The 22,828-nt window shown below is 67.7% G+C and carries 17 protein-coding genes; 4 read left to right on the forward strand and 13 right to left on the reverse strand.

Features of this window, described 5'->3' with window-relative positions; all coding sequences use genetic code 11:
- Nucleotides 1-233: 233 nt before the first annotated feature.
- From NQ204_RS02830 to NQ204_RS02840, 3 genes are all read left to right on the forward strand, one after another.
- Nucleotides 234-5,387, forward strand: coding sequence for a fibronectin type III domain-containing protein (locus tag NQ204_RS02830; protein ID WP_256643019.1), 5,154 nt, complete (start codon nucleotides 234-236; stop codon nucleotides 5,385-5,387).
- A gap of 140 nt (nucleotides 5,388-5,527) precedes the next feature.
- A complete protein-coding gene (locus NQ204_RS02835) occupies nucleotides 5,528-5,740 on the forward strand; it encodes a hypothetical protein (protein ID WP_116864059.1) in 213 nt (70 codons plus the stop codon).
- Nucleotides 5,737-6,000: a hypothetical protein gene (locus NQ204_RS02840; protein WP_256643020.1), complete on the forward strand. Its 264-nt coding sequence runs from the start codon at nucleotides 5,737-5,739 to the stop codon at nucleotides 5,998-6,000. The genes NQ204_RS02835 and NQ204_RS02840 overlap by 4 nt, the downstream gene beginning before the upstream one ends.
- A 57-nt stretch (nucleotides 6,001-6,057) precedes the next feature.
- Here NQ204_RS02840 and NQ204_RS02845 read toward each other — a convergent pair whose 3' ends face one another.
- From NQ204_RS02845 to purB, 7 genes are all read right to left on the reverse strand, one after another.
- The gene (locus tag NQ204_RS02845; protein ID WP_116864057.1) at nucleotides 6,058-6,294 is read right to left on the reverse strand and encodes a hypothetical protein; all 237 of its coding nucleotides are present in this window, start codon (nucleotides 6,292-6,294) and stop codon (nucleotides 6,058-6,060) included.
- A gap of 191 nt (nucleotides 6,295-6,485) precedes the next feature.
- A complete protein-coding gene (gene lpdA / locus NQ204_RS02850) occupies nucleotides 6,486-7,922 on the reverse strand; it encodes a dihydrolipoyl dehydrogenase (RefSeq protein ID WP_256643021.1) in 1,437 nt (478 codons plus the stop codon).
- A 63-nt stretch (nucleotides 7,923-7,985) separates the two neighbouring features.
- The gene (gene sucB / locus NQ204_RS02855; RefSeq protein ID WP_256643022.1) at nucleotides 7,986-9,188 is read right to left on the reverse strand and encodes a dihydrolipoyllysine-residue succinyltransferase; all 1,203 of its coding nucleotides are present in this window, start codon (nucleotides 9,186-9,188) and stop codon (nucleotides 7,986-7,988) included.
- A 41-nt stretch (nucleotides 9,189-9,229) separates the two neighbouring features.
- Entirely contained in the window at nucleotides 9,230-12,061 is a 2,832-nt protein-coding gene (locus tag NQ204_RS02860) for a 2-oxoglutarate dehydrogenase E1 component (protein WP_256643023.1), read from the reverse strand.
- A 186-nt stretch (nucleotides 12,062-12,247) separates the two neighbouring features.
- Nucleotides 12,248-13,150 (reverse strand): GNAT family N-acetyltransferase, encoded by a 903-nt coding sequence (locus NQ204_RS02865; protein ID WP_256643024.1) that lies wholly within the window; start codon nucleotides 13,148-13,150, stop codon nucleotides 12,248-12,250.
- A gap of 3 nt (nucleotides 13,151-13,153) precedes the next feature.
- Entirely contained in the window at nucleotides 13,154-14,569 is a 1,416-nt protein-coding gene (locus tag NQ204_RS02870) for a ribosomal protein uL16 3-hydroxylase (protein ID WP_256643025.1), read from the reverse strand.
- A 746-nt stretch (nucleotides 14,570-15,315) separates the two neighbouring features.
- Complete coding sequence (gene purB, locus NQ204_RS02875) at nucleotides 15,316-16,683, reverse strand: adenylosuccinate lyase (protein ID WP_256643026.1); 1,368 nt, start codon at nucleotides 16,681-16,683, stop codon at nucleotides 15,316-15,318.
- Between the two features lie 232 nt (nucleotides 16,684-16,915).
- On the opposite strand from purB, the gene NQ204_RS02880 reads away from it, so the two are divergent.
- Nucleotides 16,916-18,355, forward strand: a complete 1,440-nt coding sequence (locus tag NQ204_RS02880) for a class II fumarate hydratase (protein ID WP_116864489.1) — start codon at nucleotides 16,916-16,918, stop codon at nucleotides 18,353-18,355.
- Nucleotides 18,356-18,436: 81 nt separating this feature from the next.
- On the opposite strand, the gene NQ204_RS02885 is transcribed toward NQ204_RS02880, so the two are convergent.
- From NQ204_RS02885 to NQ204_RS02910, 6 genes are all read right to left on the reverse strand, one after another.
- Nucleotides 18,437-18,862, reverse strand: coding sequence for a hypothetical protein (locus NQ204_RS02885; RefSeq protein WP_256643027.1), 426 nt, complete (start codon nucleotides 18,860-18,862; stop codon nucleotides 18,437-18,439).
- 106 nt (nucleotides 18,863-18,968) lie between these two features.
- Nucleotides 18,969-19,604, reverse strand: coding sequence for a hypothetical protein (locus tag NQ204_RS02890; protein WP_116864487.1), 636 nt, complete (start codon nucleotides 19,602-19,604; stop codon nucleotides 18,969-18,971).
- 31 nt (nucleotides 19,605-19,635) lie between these two features.
- Nucleotides 19,636-20,523 carry a GIN domain-containing protein gene (locus NQ204_RS02895; protein WP_116864486.1) on the reverse strand — a complete coding sequence of 296 codons (888 nt, stop codon included), beginning with the start codon at nucleotides 20,521-20,523 and terminating at the stop codon, nucleotides 19,636-19,638.
- Nucleotides 20,524-20,544: 21 nt separating this feature from the next.
- Complete coding sequence (locus NQ204_RS02900; RefSeq protein WP_256643028.1) at nucleotides 20,545-21,570, reverse strand: hypothetical protein; 1,026 nt, start codon at nucleotides 21,568-21,570, stop codon at nucleotides 20,545-20,547.
- Nucleotides 21,567-22,442, reverse strand: coding sequence for an ABC transporter ATP-binding protein (locus tag NQ204_RS02905; protein ID WP_108769286.1), 876 nt, complete (start codon nucleotides 22,440-22,442; stop codon nucleotides 21,567-21,569). The genes NQ204_RS02900 and NQ204_RS02905 overlap by 4 nt, the downstream gene beginning before the upstream one ends.
- Nucleotides 22,442-22,801 carry a GntR family transcriptional regulator gene (locus NQ204_RS02910; RefSeq protein WP_116864484.1) on the reverse strand — a complete coding sequence of 120 codons (360 nt, stop codon included), beginning with the start codon at nucleotides 22,799-22,801 and terminating at the stop codon, nucleotides 22,442-22,444. The genes NQ204_RS02905 and NQ204_RS02910 overlap by 1 nt, the downstream gene beginning before the upstream one ends.
- Nucleotides 22,802-22,828: the final 27 nt, after the last annotated feature.

The following is a 22,828-nucleotide window of genomic DNA, read 5'->3' on the forward strand; positions in this document are numbered from 1 at the left end:
ACATCGGCGGTTCACCGATCGGAAGCGAGCTGGTCAACCTGCGCAGTCGAGACACGTCGCAGATCGTTTTGGACTACCGAAGCAATACGGGGTCCGTGGGAACGCACTCGGGGACCGCATCCAGCAGTTTCCTGAGCAATCACGGCCTTTACGTCCGTATCAGCAGCGGAACCTACATTGGTCCGGTCCAGCTGCGTTGCACGGCCGAGGCCGCGCAGCCCCTTCAGCTGGAAATGCCGCCCGCCCAGCAGTTCACCGTCGGCACGGTAGTTGATTTCAACCTGACTGCCAGCGGCGGCACCCTGCCTTACAGCTTCGGCATCAACAGTGGCACCTTGCCCGCCGGGTTGGTGCTTGAAACCTCGGGCCGCCTGCATGGCACGCCGCAGGTCGCAGGCACATTCAGCGTCAGCGTGGAGGTCACCGATGCCGCGGCCGCCAGCGCGCACCAACCGCTGACAGTCAGCATCGCAGCCGTCGCGCCCGATGCCCCCGGCCAGGTCGTGGCCGCTGCCGGCGATGGCCAGGCCGTGGTCAGCTTCACCGCACCGGCGCAGACGGGCGGTGCCCCCATTGTCGAGTACGCCGTGATGGCGTCCACGGGCGAGTGGGCGCTCGGCACACAGTCGCCGATCACGGTGACCGGTCTTGCCAATGGCATGCCCGTGCAGTTCCAGGTGATCGCCAACAACGGCAGCCAGGCCAGCCGGCCGTCGCTGGCAAGCGCCGCGGTCACGCCGATGACCGGGCAGACGATCCAGTTCGATGCGCCTGGCGACCGGCCGTTGGGTTCATTGCTGGCATTGCAGGCCACCGCGAGCAGCGGCCTGGCCGTCGAGTACGAGAGCCTGACTCCGCTGGTCTGCGTGCTGGAAAGTGCAGGCAACCTGCGCCTGTCCGCGCTCGGCACGTGCACGGTGCGCGCGCTTCAGCCCGGCAACGCCGGCACGCGTGCGGCGCAGCCGCTGGAGCGCAGTTTCACCGTCGTGGCCGCCCAGGCGTCGGCGCCGACCCTGCTTCGCGTCCAACGCATCGGCGCGACCAGCGTCGATGTCTACTTCGATGCGCCCGCCAGTGATGGCGGCAGCAGCATCACCAGCTATGAAGTGCTGACACTGCCGACGCGCGCGGTGGTCACGGGTGGATCCAGTCCGGTGCGGGTGAACCGCCTGCGTGCCGGCGAGACCTATACCTTCGCCGTCCGCGCACGAACCGCGACGGGCCCGGGGGCGTTCTCCGCCGGCTCCGACCCGATGACGATGCCGGCCGTGCCGCGCGTGACCAGCCTGCTGCTACCGGCCGACGGCCGCTACCTGGCCGGTGCGAGCCTCGACTTCCTGCTGGTCATGGACCAGCCGGTCACGGTGCAGGGCATGCCCGCGCTGCTGCTGTCGATCGGCGGCCAGCAGGTGGCCGCGCGCTATCGCTCCGGCTCGGGCAGCAACCAGCTGGCTTTCAGCTACACCGTGGTGCCTGGCCAGTCCGACGAGGATGGCATCGGCATCGACGGCGTGCAGCTGGCCGGTGGCAGCATCCGAAGCAGCGATGACATTGATGCAGTGCTGACGCTGTCGGGCGTCGGCACCACCGCCGGCATCCTGGTCGGCGCGCAGCCGGCGGGCGCACCGTCCATCACCGATGTGGTCGCAGGCGATGGCACAGCGACGCTTCAGTTCGCAGCGCCGGCGCAGGATGGCGGCAGCCCGGTGCTGGATTACCTGGTGACCGCGCAGCCCGGTGGCCTGCAGCAGCAGGCAACCGGTTCACCGGTGGTGTTTACCGGCCTGCGCAACGGCATCGCGTACCGCTTCACGGTCACCGCACGTACCGCGGCCGGGCTGGGCGTGGTGTCCACGGCATCGGACGACGTGGTGCCGATGGCGCAGCAGCAGATCCAGTTCGACGCGATCGATGCACAGCCGTTCGGCAGCACGCCGCAGGTGCTGGCCATCGCCAGCAGTGGCCTGCCGGTCGCGCTGTCCAGCAGCACGCACCGGGTCTGCAGCGTCGCTGCCGATGGCCGGGTGACCCTGCTTGCGGTAGGCACCTGCAGCATCGATGCCGACCAGGCGGGTGACGCCGCGACCCATGCCGCAGCACGCGTCAGCCGCTCGTTCACTGTGCTGGCCGTGGTGCCGGGCGCGCCGCGCATCACCGCGGTCGTGCTTGATGCGGGCAGCGTGGACGTGAGCTTCCAGGCGCCGACGTTCGATGGCGGCAGCGCGGTCGACAGCTATCTGCTGCAGGCGCTGCCGGGCGGGGAGAGCGTGCGCGGCCCTGGCAGCCCGCTGCGCATCGACGGGCTGCCGGCCGGCATCGCGCATCGCTTCGTGGTCACCGCCTTCAATGCGGCGGGTGCCGGCGCGGCATCGTTGCCGTCCGACCCGCTCACCGTGCAGGGTACACCGGCGGTGACCGCCGTGCAGGTGCCGTCGGTCGGCCGCTACCTCGCCGGCCAGGTGTTGTCCTTTGCGGTGCAGTTCGACCAGGCCCTGCAGGTCGGCGCTGCACCGCAGCTGCTGCTGCGCATCGGCAGCCAGCGTCGGGTGGCCACGCTGGCTGCGGTGGAGACGGATGCGCAGGGCAGCGTGCTGCGCTTCCAGTACACGCTGCAGGCCGACGACCGCGACGAAGATGGCATTGAGGTCGAATCGCTGCAGGCCGCGGCCGGCAGCCTGCGCAATGCACAGGGCACCGAAGCGCGTGCGGCGCTGGCCAATGTGGGGGCGACCACGGGCGTACGCGTGGGCGCCGACCTGCCGTCGGCCGTCGCCAACGTGCGCGGCGTGGCCGGTGATGGACAGGTGCAGGTGTATTTCGATGCGGCGTCGGCCGGCAGTGGCGCCATCGTCGATTACACGGTGACCGCGCAGCCGGGTGGCATCAGCGCAACCGGTACGAGCTCGCCGATCACCGTGCGTGGCTTGGCCAACGGCAGCGCCTACCGTTTCGTGGTGGTTGCACGCAGCGAGTACGGCAGCGGCGCGGCGTCGTCTGCCTCGGCAACGGTGGTGCCGTTGCCGGTTCTGGCCGTGGCCGATTCCAGCATCGCGGTGCCTTATGGGGCTGCCGCCGTCGAGCTGCCGCTGTCGTTCGCCGGTGTGGCCGAGCAGGTGCAGGTGGCCGTTGGCCCGCAGCATGGCCGGGTTGACGTGCAGGGCATGACGCTGCGTTACACGCCGGCCGCAGGCTATGCCGGCATCGACAGCATCACCTACACCGTCAGCGATGGCTTCCGCACGTCGGCGCCGGCCAGCATCACGATCACCATTGGCACGCCCACCGTGGTCCTGCAGTCCGCCGTGTTGCCGCAGGCCGTGGCCGGTACGGCGCTGGACACGCAGCTGTCCAGCAGCGGTGGCGCGGCGCCTTACACCTACGCGATTGTTGGCGGCAGTCTGCCGACGGGCCTCAGTCTGGATCGCAGTGGGCACCTGGCGGGTACGCCGGTCGCCGCGGGTCGTTTCGAGATCGAGGTCGAGGTGACCGACAGCAGTTCCGGCACCGGTCCCTTCCGCGCGCGCCGCGCCTTCGTACTCAACGTGGCGCCGCCGCAGATCGAGGAGGAGGAAGCGCCGCTGCCGCCGGCAACCCAGGCCGGCCCGGTCAGCCTGCGCCTGCAGGCGCGTGGCGGTACCGCGCCGTATGCGTTCCGACTGATGTCGGGCGCGCTGCCGCCCGGCGTGCTGTTGTCCAGCGACGGCCAGCTGCAGGGCGTGGCTACCCTGGCCGGCGTGTTCGATTTCGACGTGGAAGTCAGCGATACCTACGGCTTCACCGGTGTGGCGCGCTACCAGCTGAGGATCGCGCAGGCCGCGCAGGCGATCACTGCCTTCAGCGTGGACCCGGCAACGCCGGTCTACAGCGAGGGTGGCAGCTTCGAGGTCTCCGCACAGGGCGGCGCGTCGGGCCAGCCGCTGCGTTTTGGCAGCAGCAGCCTCGCGGTCTGCAGCGTCAGCGGCACCCGCGTCGCGATGCTGGCGGCAGGGCGGTGCGTGCTGACCGTGGACCAGGACGGCGATGCCAACCATGAAGCAGCACCGCAGCAGCAACGCATCGTCGAGATCGCGCTGGCGGTGCCGGTGCTGGCGTGGAGTGCCGACCTGCAGCGCCTGCTGGAACAGGGCAGCTTCGAATTGCCGCTGCCGACCAGCGCCAGCCCGGGTGCATTCAGCTTCCACAGCAGTGACACCGCGGTGGCCAGCATCGACGGCCGTACCGTGCATGTGCACGGGGAAGGTCGCGTGGTGATCACCGCTGAGCAGGCCGCTGCGGGCAGCTATGCCGCAGCAAGTGTCGAACTGGTGCTGGTGGTGAACGTGCGCCCGGACCCGACCCGCGACCCGGGCGTAACCGGGCTGCTGCAGGCCCAGGTGGACGCCAGCGTGCGCTTCGCCAACGCGCAGCAGGCCAACATCCGCGAGCGTCTGCGCCAGGTGCGTGCCGGTGGCAACGCGGACAGCAATACGCTGTCGGTGTCGACCGGCGCGCGTGGACCGTACGCGGCGTCGCTGCCGCTGGGCCAGGTGATGGATGACGAGCGTCCGCTGCTGCGCGCTGGCTGGGGCACCTGGGCGTCGGGTTCGGCCACCTATGGCCGGGGTGGCCCGAGCGGGGCAGGGCGGTACGACCTGCGCAGCGATGGCCTGACCGTGGGCGTGGATCGTCGCCTCGGCGACAGTGCGCTGTGGGGTGTGGCCGGCAGCATCGGCCGCAACGACAGCGAGCAGGATGATGCGCGTACGCGCCTGCAGGCCGACCAGCGTTCGCTGGCGTTGTATGGCCTGTGGCGCGGCAACGAACACGTGTTCGTCGATGCGGTGCTGGCCACCGGCGACCTGCGCTTCGACCTGCAGCGCTGGAGCCGCGATGCCGGTGCGATCGCGGTGGCCCGTCGCGAGGGTTCGCAGTGGTTCGGATCGCTGGCGCTTGGCTATGAGCAGGTGCTGTCGGGCATGCGCATGAGTGGCTATGCACGGTTGGATGGCAGCCGCAGCACGCTGGATGCCTACCGCGAGCATGGGCTGGGTGAACTGGATCTGGCCTACGGCCGCCACGTCGTCGACAGCCGCGCGCTGGCGTTCGGCCTGGAAGGCAGCGCGGTCGAAACGGCCGAGGCGCGCCTGCGCCCGTTCTGGAGCATCGGGTACCGGCAGGCGCTGCAGGATCGCGGCGAGGCGACGTTGAACTACGCTGAGTGGGCGCGTCCGCAGGACTACCGCCTGGCGATGCGCAGCTACAACGACGATCTGCTGTCGCTGTCGGCCGGCGTGGACGTGTCCATCGCGCGCGGCTGGATCCTGTCGCTGCTGCTGGGCCATGAACAGGCCCGGGGCAGTGATCGGTCCAGCAGCGTCGGCTTGCGCCTGAGCAGCGGCAGCCGCTGAGGAGGTAGCGCCGGGCCATGCCCGGCGGATTTCCCGGGTTTCATCGCCCCCAGCCCGGTTTCGTCGCAATCCGTTTGCGGCGGCCGCGGGCGGGCGGCAGGGTGGTCACAGGCGGCAGGGTGCCGCCCAAGGAGACCGTCATGAAGACCCTGTTCGCGCTGGGCGTGTGGTGCCTGCTGTTCGTGCTGTGCTGGCCGTTGGCGCTGCTGGCGCTGGTTGCCTGGCCGTTCGTCTGGCTGCTGAGCCTGCCGTTCCGCCTGGTCGGCATCACTTTCTCTGCGGTGTTCGCGTTCCTGCGCGCACTGTTCATGCTGCCGGCACGACTGCTGGGTGGCCCGGCGGTGACGGCATGAAGGCGCCGCTGATGGTTGCGCTGGCCGTGCTGGCTGGACCCGCACTGGCGCAGTCACCGGCGCCGACCTCGGCGTGGCTGGAGCGCCAGCAGGCGGCCGCTGCCGATGAAGCGGATGCGGCCGGCGCCCGAGCTTCGAAAGCGCCCGCAGCGAAGGAGAAATGCCGGGTCGTGAAGCAATGGAAGGTGGGTGACACCGTGGTCAAGCACCGCGTGTGTGATGACGCGCCAAGGCCGGCGGCGCCGGCCCGGCAAGGGTAGAGCTGAGCCTGCGCTCGGCTGCTTTTTTGCACCGGTCAGCCGCGCATCGGCTCGACTCTACTTGGCTGCAGGCACGACCTGCTGCTGGCCATCGCTGTACATCATCATGATCTTCTGGCCGCGGTAGGGCAGCACGACCACCGGCCGCCACGGATCGTCCTTGGGCGAGGTGGCCTTGGCCGTGACAGTACAGCCGCTGTCCTTGATGCCGCAGCGGCGGATGGCGACCTGCAGGGTGCCATCGGCGGAGCGGTAATCGACGCCGGGGGAGTGGAACAGGGTTTCGCCCAGCATGCTCTAGCGGATCCGGATCTGGTTGGCGCCAAGCGGACTCACTTCGACCGGCTGCACCGAGGCCCTGCGGTAGTCGCCTTCCAGCGGTCGGTTGCACGCGTGGCGCTGTTGCAGGCGACAAAAAACCCCGCCTGAGCGGGGTTTTTCGTATCCAGTCATGCCGGCCAGCGGCCGGCACTACCAGCAGCCGATCAGTTCGCCTTGTGGATGGCGCGCTTGCTGACCGCCATTGCCGCGTCGTGCACCACTTCCGACAGCGACGGGTGAGCGTGGCAGATGCGCGCCAGGTCGTCGGCCGAACCGCTGAACTCCATGGTCAGCACGCCTTCGTGCACCAGCTCGGACACGTTGGCGCCGACCAGGTGCATGCCCAGGATGCGATCGGTTTCGGCGTGGGCCAGAACCTTCACGAAGCCTGCCGGCTCGATCATCGCCACGGCACGGCCGTTGGCGGCGAACGGGAAGCTGCCGGCCTTGTACGGAATGCCCTCGGCCTTCAGCTGCTGCTCGGTCTTGCCGACCCAGGCCAGCTCCGGCTCGGTGTAGATGACCCACGGAATGGTGTCGAAGTTGACGTGGCCCGGCAGGCCGGCGATCAGTTCGGCAACCGCGATGCCTTCCTCGAAGCCCTTGTGCGCCAGCATGGGGCCGCGCACGCAGTCGCCGACCGCCCAGACGCCGTTGACGCCGGTGTGGCAGTGCGCGTCGACTTCGATCTGGCCACGCTCGTTGACCTTGACGCCGGTGCCTTCAGCCAGCAGGCCCTTGGTGGCGGCGCGACGGCCGACGGCCACCAGCAGCTTGTCCACGGTCAGGGTCTTCTCGCCTTCGCTGTCGGTGTAGGTGACAACGACTTCCTTCTTCTTGCCCTTGCCGGTGATCTCGGTCTTGGAGACCTTGGCACCGAGGCGGATGTCCAGGCCCTGCTTCTTGAATTCCTTGGCAGCGGTCTTGGCCACTTCGGCGTCGGCCACGGCCAGGAACTCCGGCAGTGCTTCCAGGATGGTGACTTCAGCGCCCAGGCGCTTCCACACGCTGCCCAGTTCCAGCCCGATGACGCCGGCGCCAATCACGGCCAGGCGGTTCGGGACTTCGGTGAAGTCCAGGCCGCCGACGTTGTCGACGATGACGTCGCCGTCGAACTTGGCGAACGGCAGTTCGATCGAATCCGAACCGGCGGCGATGATGACGTTGGTGCCCTTCAGTTCGACTTCCGAACCGTCGTGCTGCTTCACCTTGACCACGTTGCCCGGCTGCAGTTCACCGAAACCGTAGTAGGTGGCGACCTTGTTGGCCTTGAACAGCATGGCGATGCCGCCAGTGAACTGCTTGACGATCTTGTCCTTGCGGCCAACCATCGCTTCGACGTCGATCTTGGCATCCTTGAAGCTGATGCCGTGGTCGCCAAAGATGTGGCCCATGTTCCAGAACTGGCGCGAGGAATCCAGCAGCGCCTTGGACGGGATGCAGCCCACGCGCAGGCAGGTGCCGCCCAGGGCCGGCTTGCCGTCCTTGCCCAGCGCTGCGTCGATGCAGGCGGTCTTCAGGCCCAGCTGTGCCGCGCGGATGGCAGCGTGGTAACCGGCCGGGCCGGCACCGATGACGACGACGTCGAATTGTTCAGCCATTGAAATAGTCCTTGTTGCTATACCAGAACCCCTCCGCGCAGGCGCGGAGGGGCGGGAGGTCTCTTACAGGCCGAACAGCATGCGGCCCGGGTTTTCCAGCTGGTTCTTGATGTCCACCAGGAACTGCACCGAGTCCTTGCCATCGATGATGCGATGGTCGTAGGACAGGGCCAGGTACATCATCGGCGCGATCACGACCTGGCCGTTCTGGGCGATCGGACGCTCCTTGATGGCGTGCATGCCCAGGATGGCGCTCTGCGGCGGGTTGATGATCGGGGTCGACAGCAGCGAACCGAAGGTGCCGCCGTTGGTCACGGTGAAGGTGCCGCCCTGCAGTTCGTCCAGGCCCAGCTTGCCGTCACGCGCCTTCTTGGCGTAGTCGGCGATGGTCTTTTCGATATCGGCGAACGACATGCGCTCGACGTTGCGCAGGACCGGGGTGACCAGGCCCTTCTCGGTGGACACGGCGATCGAGATGTCCGAGTAGCCGTGGTAGATGATGTCGTCGCCGTCGATCGAGGCGTTGACCAGCGGGAAGCGCTGCAGGGCGTTGGCAGCGGCCTTCACGAAGAAGCTCATGAAGCCCAGCTTGATGCCGTGTGCCTTGACGAACTCGTCCTGCAGTTCCTTGCGCGCCGCCGACACCTTGGACAGGTCGACTTCGTTGAAGGTGGTCAGCATGGCGGTGGAGTTCTTCGACTCCATCAGGCGCTCGGCGATGCGCTTGCGGATGCGGGTCATCGGCACGCGTTCTTCCGGACGTGCACCACCGGCCTTGCCGGCGCCGCCGTTGCGGGCGAAGTTGACGATGTCTTCCTTGGTGACCGCACCGCGGCGGCCGGTGCCGTCGACGTCGGACGGGTTCACGCCTTCGGTGATGGCGGTGAAGCGGGCGCCCGGCGGCAGCGCGTCGGCAGCCGACTTGGCAGCCGGGGCCGGGGCGGCGGCGGCGGCCGGAGCAGCAGTGGCCGGGGCAGCAGCGGCAGCCGGAGCGGCTTCAGCGGCCGGAGCCGGGGCAGCAGCCACGGCGCCTTCTTCGATGATCGCCACGACCTGGCTGGAGGTCACGGTGTCGCCTTCCTTGAACTTGATCTCCTTGATCACGCCGTCGACCGGCGACGGCACTTCCAGGACGACCTTGTCGGTTTCCAGGTCAAGCAGGTTTTCGTCGCGCTTGACGGCGTCGCCCACCTTCTTGTGCCAGGTGGCGATGGTGCCGTCGGCGACGGATTCGGGCAGTACCGGGGCTTTGACTTCGGTGGCCATTGCGGGAGCTTCCTGGTTTGTCTTCTAAATAGGGGGAGGAATTATTCAGCGAACGTGTCGTTGAACGGGTTGACCAGTGCATCGGCGACCAGCTGCTGCTGTTCGCGGACGTGGTCAGCCATGTGACCGGCAGCCGGTGAAGCCGAACGTGCGCGACCGGCGTAGTGCAGGTTCTGGCCATCGGCCAGGCAGAACTGCAGGTGGTGGCGGATCTGGTACCACGCACCCTGGTTCTGCGGTTCTTCCTGCGTCCACACCACGTCGGTGGCCTTGCCGTACTTCTTCAGTTCGGCGGCCAGCAGCGCACGCGGGAACGGGTACAGCTGTTCCACGCGGATGATCGCCACGTCGTCCTGGCCACGCTTGGTCTGGTCTTCCAGCAGGTCGTAGTAGACCTTGCCCGAACACAGCACCACGCGCTTGACCTTCTTGGCATCGGCATTGGCATCGCCGATCAGGTGCTGGAACTCGCCGTTGGCCAGCTCGTCCAGGGTCGACACGGCCAGCTTGTGGCGAAGCAGCGACTTGGGCGACATCACCACCAGCGGCTTGCGGGTGGTCAGGTGCAGCTGGCGGCGCAGCATGTGGAAGGCCTGTGCCGGGGTGGACGGAACCACGACCAGCATGTTTTCCAGCGCGCACAGCTGCAGGAAGCGCTCCAGGCGCGCCGAGCTGTGTTCCGGACCCTGACCTTCATAGCCGTGCGGCAGCAGCAGGGTCAGGCCAGAGATGCGGCCCCACTTGGCTTCGCCGGCGGCGATGAACTGGTCAATCACCACCTGGGCGCCGTTGGCGAAGTCGCCGAACTGGCCTTCCCAGATGCACAGGGTGTTGGGATCGGTGGTCGAGAAACCGTACTCATAGGCCATCACGGCTTCTTCGCTCAGCAGCGAATCGATGATGGTGGCCTTCTCCGGCGAATCCACCAGCTGCCGCAGCGGCAGGTAGTAGTTGTCGGTCTTCTGGTCGTGCAGGATCGCGTGGCGGTGGGTGAAGGTGCCGCGGCCGACGTCCTGGCCGACCAGGCGCAGGGCATTGCCCTCGTCCAGCAGGGTGGCGTAGGCCAGGTTCTCGGCAAAGCCCCAGTCGCCCGGGATCTCGCCGGCGGCCATCTTGCGGCGGTCGTCGTAGACCTTCGACACGCGCGAGTGCAGCTGCACTTCTTCCGGCACGGTGTTGATCAGCTTGGCCAGCTCGACCAGCTTGTCCTTGTCCACCTTCGTGGAGATTTCATCGGACAGCTTGCCTTCCAGCAGCTTCGGCCAATCGACGAACAGCGGGCTGGTCGGCGGGGTCCTCTCGACCTTGGCCAGTTCGGTGGTCACTTCGCCACCGTCCAGCTTGTCGCGGTACGCATCGACCATTGCCTTGCCGGCGCCGGCGGCGATCACGCCTGCCTTTTCCAGCTGCTCGGCGTACAGCTCGCGGGTGGTCGGGTGCTTGCGGATCACCTGGTACATCAGCGGCTGGGTGATCGCCGGTTCGTCGGCCTCGTTGTGGCCCCAACGGCGGTAGCACATCAGATCGATGACCACGTCCTTGGCGAACTTCTGGCGGAACTCGAAGGCCAGCTGCGCGGCGAACACGACCGCTTCCGGATCATCACCGTTCACGTGCAGCACCGGAGCGGCGATCATCTTCGCCACGTCGGTGGCATAGCGCGTGGAACGCGTATCCAGCGGGTTGGAGGTGGTGAAGCCGACCTGGTTGTTGACCACGATGTGCACGGTGCCGCCGACGGCGAAGCCGCGGGCCTGCGACATCTGGAACAGCTCCATGACCACGCCCTGGCCGGAGAAGGCCGCGTCGCCGTGGATGAGGATCGGCATGACCTGCTTGCGCGCGGTGTCCTTGCGGCGCTCCTGGCGCGAACGCACGGAACCGGCAACGACCGGGTCGGCGATTTCCAGGTGCGACGGGTTGAACGCCAGCGCCAGGTGCACCGGGCCACCCTCGGTGGCCACGTCGGCCGAGAAGCCCATGTGGTACTTCACGTCGCCGGCCGAAGCGTGCTCGTCGTGCTCGAACTTGCCTTCGAACTCGTCGAACAGCTTGCGCGGGTTCTTGCCGAGGACGTTGACCAGCACGTTCAGGCGGCCACGGTGGGCCATGCCGACGACCACGTCCTTGACGCCATCCTTGCCGGCGCTGCGGATGATGGTGTCCATCATCGGGATCAGCGAGTCGCCGCCTTCCAGCGAGAAGCGCTTCTGGCCGACGTACTTGGTGTGCAGGTAACGCTCGAGGCCTTCGGCGGCGGTCAGGCGCTCCAGCGTGCGGCGCTGGGTGTCAGCGTCCAGCTGGTAGTTGCCACCGGCCAGTTCCAGCTTCTTGTAGATCCACTGGCGCTGCTCGACTTCGGCGATGTGCATGAACTCTGCACCGATCGAGCCGGTGTAGGTCGCCTTCAGGCGCGCCAGCAGGTCACGCAGCTTCATGCGCGGCTGGCCGCCGACGCCGCCGGTGCTGAACTCGCTGTTGAGATCGACGTCGGACAGGCTGTGGAACGGCAGGCCCAGGTCCGGGGTGTTGACCGGCGTGGTCAGGCCCAGCGGGTCCAGGCGCGCATCGAGGTGGCCGCGCGAACGGTAGGCAGTGATCAGACGACCGACATTGCGCTCACGCTCGTCGCCTGCACCCGTGCCGGTGCCGGCTTTCAGCGCATCCTTGGCCGCGTCCGCGATGTGGGAGATGACGGCCGAGTGCGGAATGTCGCCTGCTTCCCGGCCCTTGAAGCCGTCGAAGTAGGTTTTCCATTTGGGATCGACACTATCCGGGGAGACCAGGTACTGCTCGTACAGGTCCTCGACATAGGAGGCGTTGCCGCCGGCGAGTTGCGAAGATTGCGCAAACTGCTTCAGTTGATTGTCCACGATGGAGGGTGCTGATTCGCTTTGTGGGGTATGGCTTCAGAAGGACCCGGCAGGAAAATGAATAGCCCTGCACGGGCGCGTTCAAACGGCCAAATTGTACCCCCATCCGGACACGAAGGGGCACCGCCAGCGGCATTGCGCGTCCCCCGGTGTCGCTCCCAGACAGGTTTGTCCGGGACAGCGCGCTCAGATGCCGAGCGCGCGCAGTTCGTTGCAATCGCGCGAACGGTCCCAGACACGCTGCAATTGCTGCTCGAACGGCTGCGAACGTGCCGGCAGCGCGATTCCGGCTTCGCCCTCCAGGCGATGGCCGATAAGACGAAAGTAGAAGTCGCCCGCGTCATTGACCAGGCCGGCCGAGGCCAGCGCACGGTCGATCGGATCGCTGACCTCGCGGAACTGGATCACACTGGGCAGGCGCTGGGCCAGGGCCAGCAGCGGTGCGCCGGCAGCCGCAATCGCGGCCGCATCGTGCACGATCACCCGCAGCTGCTTGTCGTGGCGGGCGGTGACGAAACGGCGCAGGGCCGCCTGCACCGGCGGCGCATCCAGCAAGCCGGGGTCGAGCTGGCGGCTGTGCAGCCACAGCTGGCGACGGGCGCGGTGGACGATGGCCGTGGTGATGGCCACCGCCTCGGCGCGGCTGTCGATGGCACTGGCTACGCCCAGCCGGCGGCGCATCTGCTGGTGGCCGATGCCGGCCTCCTCGAACTCCTCGCCTTCCGGCAGGAAGCCCTGACGGGCGTAGAAATCACGCGCCGGCAGCTGGGCGTGCAGGTGCACCTCGGCCAGGCCGAGCTGGCGACCGGCTTGCACCAGCGCCTCCAGCAGGGCGTCGCCGACGCCCTGGTTGCGCACGCTGGCCAGCACCGCCATGCGGCCGATGCGGCCATCGGGGGCCAGGCGGCCGGTGCCGACGGGCTGGCCGTCGGCGTCCAGGGCCAGCACGTGGACACAGACCGGGTCCAGCGCATCACGCTCCAGTTCGGCGGCGATGCCCTGTTCCTGCACGAATACCCGCTGCCGCACGCCGTGGATGGCGGCATGGGCGTCCGCGTGGCTGACCTGCTGGACCCGGATCGTGGCCATGGCTCAGGCGCGACCGGCGTCGCTGTCGTCTTCGTCGTGGTCTTCGAAGTTGACGATGACCTCGATACCGTCGTCGTGGACGGTCACGGTGTGCACGTCGTCGGAGACCACTTCCTCGTCGAGTTCGGCTACCTGGGCCTGGCCCTCGACCACTTCGCCCAGCACCGCGGCGTCCTCGCCTTCGTCCTCGTCCTCGGCGTCAAACACCTCGTTCGGGTCGATCAGCTGGAACACGCCGCCAACCAGCAGCTGCTGCAGCACCGCGCGGCCCTTGTCGGACAGGCCACGGTAGGCCGCCGCGTCGAGCTGCTCGGCACCGGCCAGGCGCTGCGCGTCCTTTACCGGCAGGGCGAAATCCTGGCCGCTGACATACAGGCTGGCGCCGCGCTTGGCCCGACGCCAGGCCAGGCGCGCCCACGGGTGGCGCTGCAGCAGCAGGCCCGAGGCCAGGGCCTGGACCACTTCCTCCGGGGCCGGGGCGGCCTGGTGGGCCATCACTTCGCCCGCAGCGCGGTAGGTGGTGATGAAGCGGCCGAACCAGTCACCCAGCTTGTCCGGGTCGTTCATGCGGATGGCGTTGAGCGCGGTGATCACCCGCGCCATCGCCACCGTGTCGATTTCGTTCGGGTCGGCCGGCACCTTCAGGTCGGGGTCCTGGTAGCGGATGTTCTCGTCGGCATCGGCGATGAGGGTATCCAGGTAGTCGCTGATCAGCTCGGCCGAGGCCGGGGCGCGCATGCCGAAGGAGAAGGTCAGGCACGGATCCTCGGCCACGCCGTGGTGCGGCACGTTCGGCGGCAGGTACAGCATGTCGCCCGGCGCCAGCACCCAGTCGTGGGTGGGATTGAACACCTGCAGCAGCTTCAGTTCCACGTCCGGGCGGAAGCCCAGCGGCGGGCGCTTGCCCTTGATCGATTCGCTGGCGTCGATCTGCCAGCGGCGGTGGCCGTGGGCCTGCAGCAGGAACACGTCGTACTGGTCGACGTGGGCGCCGACCGAGCCACCGGTGGCGGCAAAGCTGATCATCACGTCATCCATGCGCCAGCGCGGCAGGAAGTTGAAGTGCTCGATCAGCGCGCGAACGTCCGGGTCCCACTTGTCGACGTCCTGCACCAGCAGGGTCCAGTCGTGGTCGGGCAGGGCGGGGAACACGTCTTCCTGGAACGGGCCACTGCGCACGCGCCAGCCGTCCTGGGCCTTGTCGTGCTGGATCAGGCGCGCCAGTACGCCTTCTTCGCAGGCCAGGCCGGCCAGGTCTTCCGGCTGCACCGGGGTCTGGAAATCGGGGAAGGCGTTGCGGATCAGCAGCGGGCGCTTCTGCCAGAAGTCGCGCAGGAAGGTGGCCGGGGCCATGCCCAGCGGCTTGCCGGGGCGGGCGGTGACTTCGATGAGGGGAGCGGTGGACTTGCGGGCGGCCATGGGGGATTCCTTGCAGCGGAAAGCGGGAGGTGCGGCGTGGCGGGCCGCCAAGGCCACCATTGTCCGACGTTCGTTGGGATTGCGCACGTGCGGTGGTTTGTCGCGGGGTTCCGGCCAACGGCTGAGCCCCTCGTGGCGACATCTTGGTAGGGTCGACTGTTAGTCGACCGGCTTCATGGGCTTGGCCGGGCGGGTGGGCTGCCCGGGGGACGCTGCAAGTACGTCCCTGTAAGCTTGGCCGCCGCATCCATGCGGCGGACACCCCCGCGCAGCCCACCCGCCCGACCCATGACAGTTTCCTGCGGGGCCCGCCACGGAATGGAAGAAGAAAATCAAAGGCAAGAGCGGGTCGCGCGCTGCGCTTGCTCGTGCATCTGTAGAGCCGAGCCCACGCTCGGCTTGCTGTTGGAACAAGCAGCCGAGCATGGGCTCGGCTCTACAAAGACCCTAAAAACCAAAACAAAGAGGGGCGCGGCGAAGCCGCGTCCCTCTTTCAAATTCCGTCCCGACAACCCAATGCTCTTCGATCCGTCACCGGGAATCTGTCAAAGGTGGGGCGGGTTGGGTTCGCGGGGGTGTCAGCCGCATGGATGCGGCTGCCAAGCCTCCACGGACGGATTCACGGCGTCCCCCGCGAATCCAACCCGCCCCGCCAAACACGGCTGAAACCCAGAGCCGCCTTTGACGTTGCCGTTGCCGTTGCCTGCCGCAGGCAGCGCCCGCGGCCGCCGCCGCAAGGAAACCCCTTAAATCTTCTTCGCCAGCGATTCCGCCAGACCGGTGTAGCTGCCCGGGGTCATCTCCAGCAGACGCTGCTTCGCATCCGCCGGCAGTTCCAGCCCCTGCACGAACGCCCGCATCGACTCCGCCGTGATGCCCTGCCCACGGGTCAGCGCCTTCAGCTGCTCGTACGGGTTCGGCAGGCCATGGCGGCGCATCACCGTCTGCACGGCTTCGGCCAGCACTTCCCAGGCCGCGTCCAGATCGGCATCCAGGCGCTGCGGGTTCACTTCCAGCTTGCCCAGGCCCTTGGCCAGCGAATCCAGCGCCACCTGGCCGTGGCCGAAGGCAGTGCCCAGTGCGCGCAGCACCGTGGAATCGGTCAGGTCACGCTGCCAGCGGCTGATCGGCAGCTTCGCGCTGAAATGCTCGAACAGCGCATTGGCGATGCCGAAGTTGCCCTCGGCATTCTCGAAATCGATCGGGTTGACTTTGTGCGGCATCGTCGACGAACCGACTTCGCCTTCCTTCAGGCGCTGCTTGAAGTAGCCCAGCGAGATGTAGCCCCAGATGTCGCGGGCCAGGTCGATCAGGATGATGTTGGCGCGGCGCGCGGCATCGCCGATTTCGGCGATGTTGTCGTGCGGCTCGATCTGCGTGGTGTACGGGTTGAACACCAGGCCCAGGCTGGTCACGAAGCGCTCGGCGAAGGCCGGCCAGTCCACCGCCGGGTAGCTGGCGACGTGGGCGTTGTAGTTGCCCACCGCACCGTTGATCTTGCCGGTCAGCTCGACCGCGGCGATCTGCCGGCGCTGGCGCTCCAGGCGGGCGACCACGTTGGCCAGCTCCTTGCCCAGGGTGGTCGGCGAGGCGGTCTGGCCGTGGGTGCGCGACAGCATCGGCTGTGCGGCCTGGGCGTGGGCCAGGGTGCGCAGGGTGGCGGCGATGCCGTCCAGGCTCGGCAGCAGCACTTCGCGGCGGGCCTGTTCCAGCATCAGGCCGTAGCTGAGGTTGTTGATGTCCTCGCTGGTGCAGGCGAAGTGCACGAATTCCAGCGCCGGGGCCAGCTCGGCGTCGTCCTTCAGCTGTTCCTTGATGAAGTACTCCACCGCCTTGACGTCATGGTTGGTGGTGCGCTCGATCTCTTTCACGCGCGCGGCCTGGGCCGGGGTGAGGTTGGCGGCCAGGGCACGCAGGCGGGCGGTGGCGGCCTCGGAGAACGCGGCCAGCTCGACGATGCCCGGCTCGGCGCCCAGGGCCAGCAGCCACTCGACCTCGACCGTGATGCGGGCCTTGATCAGGCCGTATTCGGAAAAGATCGGGCGCAGGGCATCGACCTTGCCGGCATAACGGCCATCGAGCGGGGACAGGGCGAGCAGGGCGTAATCGGACATGTCGGCAGGGCTGGGGCGAGCGGCGGGGGCCATATTCTACGACGCTGCGGGCTGCCGCGCTTCGCGCTCGCCGGGCATGGCCCAGCGCTACCGATCGGACGCTGCGACCCATCGGCGTTGTCCCCTGCTGCGGACAAGGGAGTATCGTTGGCACAGCCGCCAGCCCCGGGAAGCGACCCGCTGCCAGCCGCCGCTTCCCTTTTCCCAACAGAAGTAGTGCGGAGTCAATGCAATGAGCAAAGCTGCAAGCAAGGGTGGAACCGCGAAGTTCCGTATCGAACACGACAGCATGGGCGAGCTGCAGGTGCCCGCTGACGCCCTGTGGGGCGCGCAGACCCAGCGCGCCGTCGAAAATTTCCCGGTGTCGGGCCAGCGCATGCCGCGCGGCTTCATCCGTGCCCTGGGCCTGGTGAAGGGTGCCGCCGCCGGCGTCAACGCCGAGCTGGGGCACCTGCCCAAGGTCGTCGCCAAGGCCATCCAGGTGGCCGCCGCCGAAGTGTCGGCCGGTGACTGGGACGCGCATTTCCCGATCGACGTCTACCAGACCGGCTCGGGCACCTCGTCGAACATGAACGCCAACGAGGTCATCGCCACCTTGGCCAATCGTGCCGGCAAGGCGGGCAAGACCACGGTGCATCCCAACGACCACGTCAACCAGGGGCAGAGCTCCAATGATGTGATCCCGACCGCGCTGCGCGTTTCGGCGGTGCTGGCCGTGCACGAGCAGCTGCTGCCGGCGCTGGTGCACCTGCGCAGGACCCTGGACAAGAAGGGCCGCAGCCTGCGCAAGGTGGTCAAGACCGGCCGCACCCACCTGATGGATGCGATGCCGCTGACCTTCGAGCAGGAGTTCGGTGCGTGGTCGGCGCAGCTGGCCTCGGCGCAGGAGCGCATCGAGGACAGCCTCAAGCGCGTGCGCCGCCTGCCGTTGGGCGGCACCGCCATCGGCACCGGCATCAATGCCGACCCGCGCTTCGGTGCGCAGGTGGCCAAGGCCCTCAAGCAGCAGACCGGCTTCAAGTTCGACAGTGCCGACAACAAGTTCGAAGGCCTGGCATCGCAGGACGATGCCGTGGAACTGTCCGGCCAGCTCAATGCGCTGGCGGTGGCCCTGATCAAGATCGCCAACGACCTGCGCTGGATGAATGCCGGTCCGCTGGCCGGGCTGGGCGAGATTGAGCTGCCGGCCCTGCAGCCGGGCAGCTCGATCATGCCGGGCAAGGTCAACCCGGTCATTCCCGAGGCGACCGTGATGGCCTGCGCGCAGGTGATCGGCCACCACACCGCGATCACCGTGGCCGGCCAGACCGGCAATTTCCAGCTCAACGTGACCCTGCCGCTGATCGCGGTGAACCTGCTCGATGGCATCGGCCTGCTGGCCAACGTGTCCACCTTGCTGGCCGACAGCGCCATCGCCGGGCTGAAGGTGCGCGAGGACCGCGTAGCCGAAGCGCTGGCCCGCAACCCGATCCTGGTAACCGCGCTGAACCCGATCATCGGCTATGAGAAGGCCGCGGCGATTGCCAAACGTGCCTACAAGGAACAGCGCCCGGTGCTGGATGTGGCGCTGGAGGACAGCGGCCTTGACGAGGCCGAGCTGCGGCGCCTGCTGGATCCGACCGCGCTGACCGCCGGTGGCATCCAGGCCGGGGGCGGTGGCGCCGGCGGCTGATCGCGTGATCGGGTAGCGCCGGGCCATGCCCGGCGGATTGCCGGATAAAAAAAAGCCGCCCTTCGGGGCGGCGTTTTTCGTTCAGCGACGGTCGGCGACAATGTTGCCGAAGGTCTCGGTGTAGTCCTTGAACTCCGGGATGGTCTGCACCAGGTCCGGCGGAATCACCTCCATGCCTTCCGGCGGCTGGATCTTCACCGGCTGCATGTCGGGGTCGGCCGGGGCGGCCACCAGGGTGTTCTGGCGCAGCACCTGCAGCTTGCCGAACATGGTCTGCAGCATCTGCCGCTGGCCATCGTTGAGCGGGATCTGGATCTCGTCGACCTTCATCGTGCCGTCGGGCAGGATGATGATGTTCGGCGCAGGCTGGCGACGCACGGTCACCATGCTTTCGCTGACGGAAATCTTGGGCTTGCCGCGCTCGGCGCGGTGGTTGCGGTAGTCCTGGTCGCAGCCGGCCAGGCCCAGGCAGAGCAGGGCGACCAGCAGCAGCAACAGCTTCTTCATGGCGGTTCGATCGGGTGCATCGGGGGCGGCCATTGTAAGCCCGGGCGCCCCGGCGCGGCCGGCAACGGGTCAGGTTGCCGGCCGGGTGCGGCGAAATGTCACAGGGTCAGCGGTTGACGACCTTGTTGGTGTCGCAGTCGTCGATGTCAGACTGGTCCATGCTCGCGTACGGCTGGAACGCCGGCAGGTCGCGGGCCAGCGCCTGCTGGCTGGCCAGCATCGCCGGCAGGCGGTTGCACAGCTGCTTGGCCTGGGCCTCGAGCTTCTCGGCCTCGGCATTGATGCGCTTCTCGATGCCGTCGGTGTCGCCACTGAAAACACCCTTGATCGCTTCGCTGGCGGCGTTGGCGCCGAGCTTGGCACCGGCCACGCCGATCTCCATGCCGTCCTGGGCGATGCCGGCGATATGGCCGCGGTAATCCAGCAGCTGGCGACGCTGCGCCGGCGTGGTCTTCACTTCCTTGCCGGCAATCAGGAAGCGGCCATCGGGGGTGATCTCCGCGCGGGGCTGCTTGTCGGAGGAAATCTTGATGTTGCCCTTGGCGATCTCCTCGCGCGCCTTGTCGGTGGCTTCCTTGACGCTCTTGCCGATCTCGCCGGTGGCATCAGCCACGGCCTTGCCCGGCGAGGTGTCGGTGGCGGAAGCATCAGCGGACGAGGACGACGACGAGGACGAGGTGCCGCCACAGGCGATCAGCGGCAGGCACAGCAGGACGGCAGGCATCAGGCGCAGCAGGTTCATGGCGTTCCCCTCAAGGCAATGGATGGATGGCTTACTTGCCGCGCGGCAGGGTGACTTTGCCGCCGATGTCACGGTGGCGGACCTCGCCGCTGCCGCTGTGGTCGACGGTCAGGTTGCCGCCGGCGCCGTTGACGGTGATGTCGCCCGAGCCGTGGCTGCGCACGTGCACGTTGCCGCCGGTCTGGTCGATGTCCACGTCGCCGGAACCGACCACGCCGATCTCGACGTTGCCCTTCACCTGGCGGAAGCCGATGTCGCCCGAGCCGACCGTCTCCAGGCGGGCATTGCCGCGCACGTCGCTGATCTTCAGGTCGCCCGAACCGACGGTGCCGACCACGGCGTCGCCGCCGATGGTGCGGGCCTTGACGTCGCCCGAGCCCAGCGAGAGCAGGTTGAGCGATGCGGCGCCCTCGATGTCCAGGTCACCCGAGCCGACCGCCGCGTGCACGCTGCCGCGGGTGCCGCGGGCGATGCCATCACCCGAGCCGACGTCCATGCTCAGCGACTGTGCGTTGTCTATGCTGGCATCGCCGGAGCCTATGCGGAACTGCAGCGGCAGGTTGTCCGGCACGCTGCCGCGGATGTCCAGCCACGCATAGCTGTTGCCCATGCTCAGGCCGCTGCGGCCGTCGCGGCGCAGGCTGACCACCAGCTTGTCACCTTCGCGGCGCTGGTCGAGCACCAGCTGGTCCAGCCAGCTCTTGTCCGAGGCACAGGCGCGGCCGTCCAGCTGGCCGCCACCGGCATTGGCGATCACCTTCAGGTCGTGCTGGTTGACTTCGAACACCACGGCCTTGGCACCGGCCGCGTCCAGCTTCAGCGAACGCGGGGCGGAGAACTTGCAGTTCGGTGCGTCGGCGGCCTGCACCGACAGCGGCAACAGCAGCAACAGGGCACTACAGGCGAGCAGGGTACGCATGGTGGTCTCTCCGGAAAGGGGTCAGATTTCGCCTGCGCGCTTGCGCAGGACGATGGCCAGGGCGATGAAGGCGACGCCGAACGCTGCGCCGATCCACAGGTCGGGCATGGCCAGGGTCTTCAGCTGCTCGGCCGGGCTCATCAGCGCGGCCAGCGACTCGACGTTCTTGGCCTTGTCACTTGCGCTGAGGCGGTAGACCAGGTCCACGCCCGGCACCGTGCCCAGCAGCAGGCGGCCGACGATGTGCTGCCAGAACCAGCCGGTGGTCATGTCGAACAGATGCATCAGCTTGGTGGTGCTGACGATGATGCCGGCGAACAGCGGCAGCATGACCGCCCACAGGAACGGCTTGCTCTTGGCCCAGGCCGAGCACAGCAGCAGCCAGCCGGCGGTCGGCAGCGCCCACAGCGCGTACACCGGGATGGCGGCGAGCAGGCCGGCGCTCAGGGTCACCGGGCTGGCCGGGCCCCAGATCAGGGTGGTCGCGCTGCCGCCGTGGGTGACCGCGACGATGCTGATGATCAGCAGGAAGCCGAACATGGTGGCGACGGCGGCCAGGGTGGCCACCAGCGGTGCCACGATCAGGGCGCTGATCACCTTGGACAGCACGGTCTGGGTGTCCGACAGCGGCAGCGACTTCCAGAACAGGATGCTGCGGTCGCGGCGGTCGTCGTACAGGGCGCCCAGGCAGTAGAAGAACACCACGAAGGCCAGCACCAGGAAGGGCCAGGCAGAGCTCAGCAGCAGGGTCAGGTCCAGGCCGTTGCCGAGGTCGGCCATGTCCTTGGCGCTGATCTTCTGGGTCAGCAGGGCCAGGTCCAGCCCGTTGATGTTCACGTTCTCGCCGTCGACGTGCAGGCCGCCGTCGCGGGCGGCGCGGTGCAGGGCGAACAGGCCCAGGCCGATGCCCACCGCGCTCATCAGCAGCGAGACGATGCCGGCGATCAGCGGTGCATAGAAGAAGCCGCCGCGGTTTTCCCAGTATTCGCGCTTGAGCAGCCAGCGCAGGGTGCCTGCGGGGCTGAGCGGATGGTTGACGGCATTCATGCGTAGGTCCCCTTCATGACAGCGACGAACAGATCGGCCAGGCCCGCGTTGCGGGTCTCGCCGAGGGTAGAAAGCTGGCTGCGCGGCACGCCGTCATACAGCAGCACGGTCTTGCCGAAGGCCTGGCTGCGCTCGTCGATCGGCTTCAGTGCGCGGGCGGTGTCCAGCTGGTCGGCACCCACCAGCAGTTCGGTGTAGCGCTCGCCCACCTCGTCCATTTCCGCGCTGAGTACCACGCGGCCATCGCGGATGAACATCACGTCGCTGAGGATGTGCTCGATCTCTTCCACCTGGTGGGTGGTGACGATGATCGTCTTCTGTTCGTCGAAGTAATCCTCCAGCAGGCGCTGGTAGAACTCCTTGCGGTACAGGATGTCCAGGCCGAGGGTCGGCTCGTCCAGCACCAGCACGCGGGCGTCGATGGCCATCACCAGGGCCAGGTGCAGCTGCACGATCATGCCCTTGGACAGCTCGCGCACGCGCTGCTTCGGCTGCAGCTTGGTGTTGGCCAGGAAGCGTTCGCAGCGGGCGCGGTCGAAGCGCGGGTGCACGCCGGCCACGAAATCGATGGCCTCGCGCACCTTCAGCCAGCGCGGCAGCACGGCCACGTCGGCGATGAAGCAGATGTCCTTCATCAGTTCATCGCGGTGCACGCGCGGGTCGCGGCCCAGCACGGACAGCTCGCCTTCCACCGAGGTCAGGCCGAGGATGGCCTTCAGCGCGGTGGTCTTGCCGGCGCCATTGGGCCCGATCAGGCCGACGATGCGGCCTGCCGGAATGGAGAAGCTGGCGTTGTCGAGGGCAACGGTGTTCTTGTAGGCCTTGCGCAGGCCCTTGGCGGTAATGACGGCGTCGCTTGCTACGGTACTCATCAGATCTTCCCCTGGGGCAGCAATTCGTCGAGGTTCAGGCCCAGGCGCTGGATGCGCTCCAGGACGGCTGGCCATTCTTCATTGAGGAAGCGTTCGCGCTCGCTGCTGCGCAGCTGCGTGGCGGCCGCCTCGGTCATGAACATGCCCAGGCCGCGGCGCTTCTCGACCAGGCCTTCATCGGCCAGTTCCTGGTAGGCGCGCGAAACGGTGATGGGATTGAGCTGGTAGTCGGCGGCCACCTGGCGCACCGAAGGCAGGGCGTCGCCCGGCTTGAGGATTCCGTCGAGCATCATGGCGATCACGCGCTCCTTCAACTGGCGGTAGATGGGAGCGCCGTCGCTCCACTGGATGTCGCTCATATTCAGCTCCGTGGGGTCAGCGGCTGT

This window comes from Stenotrophomonas testudinis (assembly GCF_024499815.1).
In the GTDB taxonomy this organism is placed as follows: Bacteria; Pseudomonadota; Gammaproteobacteria; order Xanthomonadales; family Xanthomonadaceae; genus Stenotrophomonas.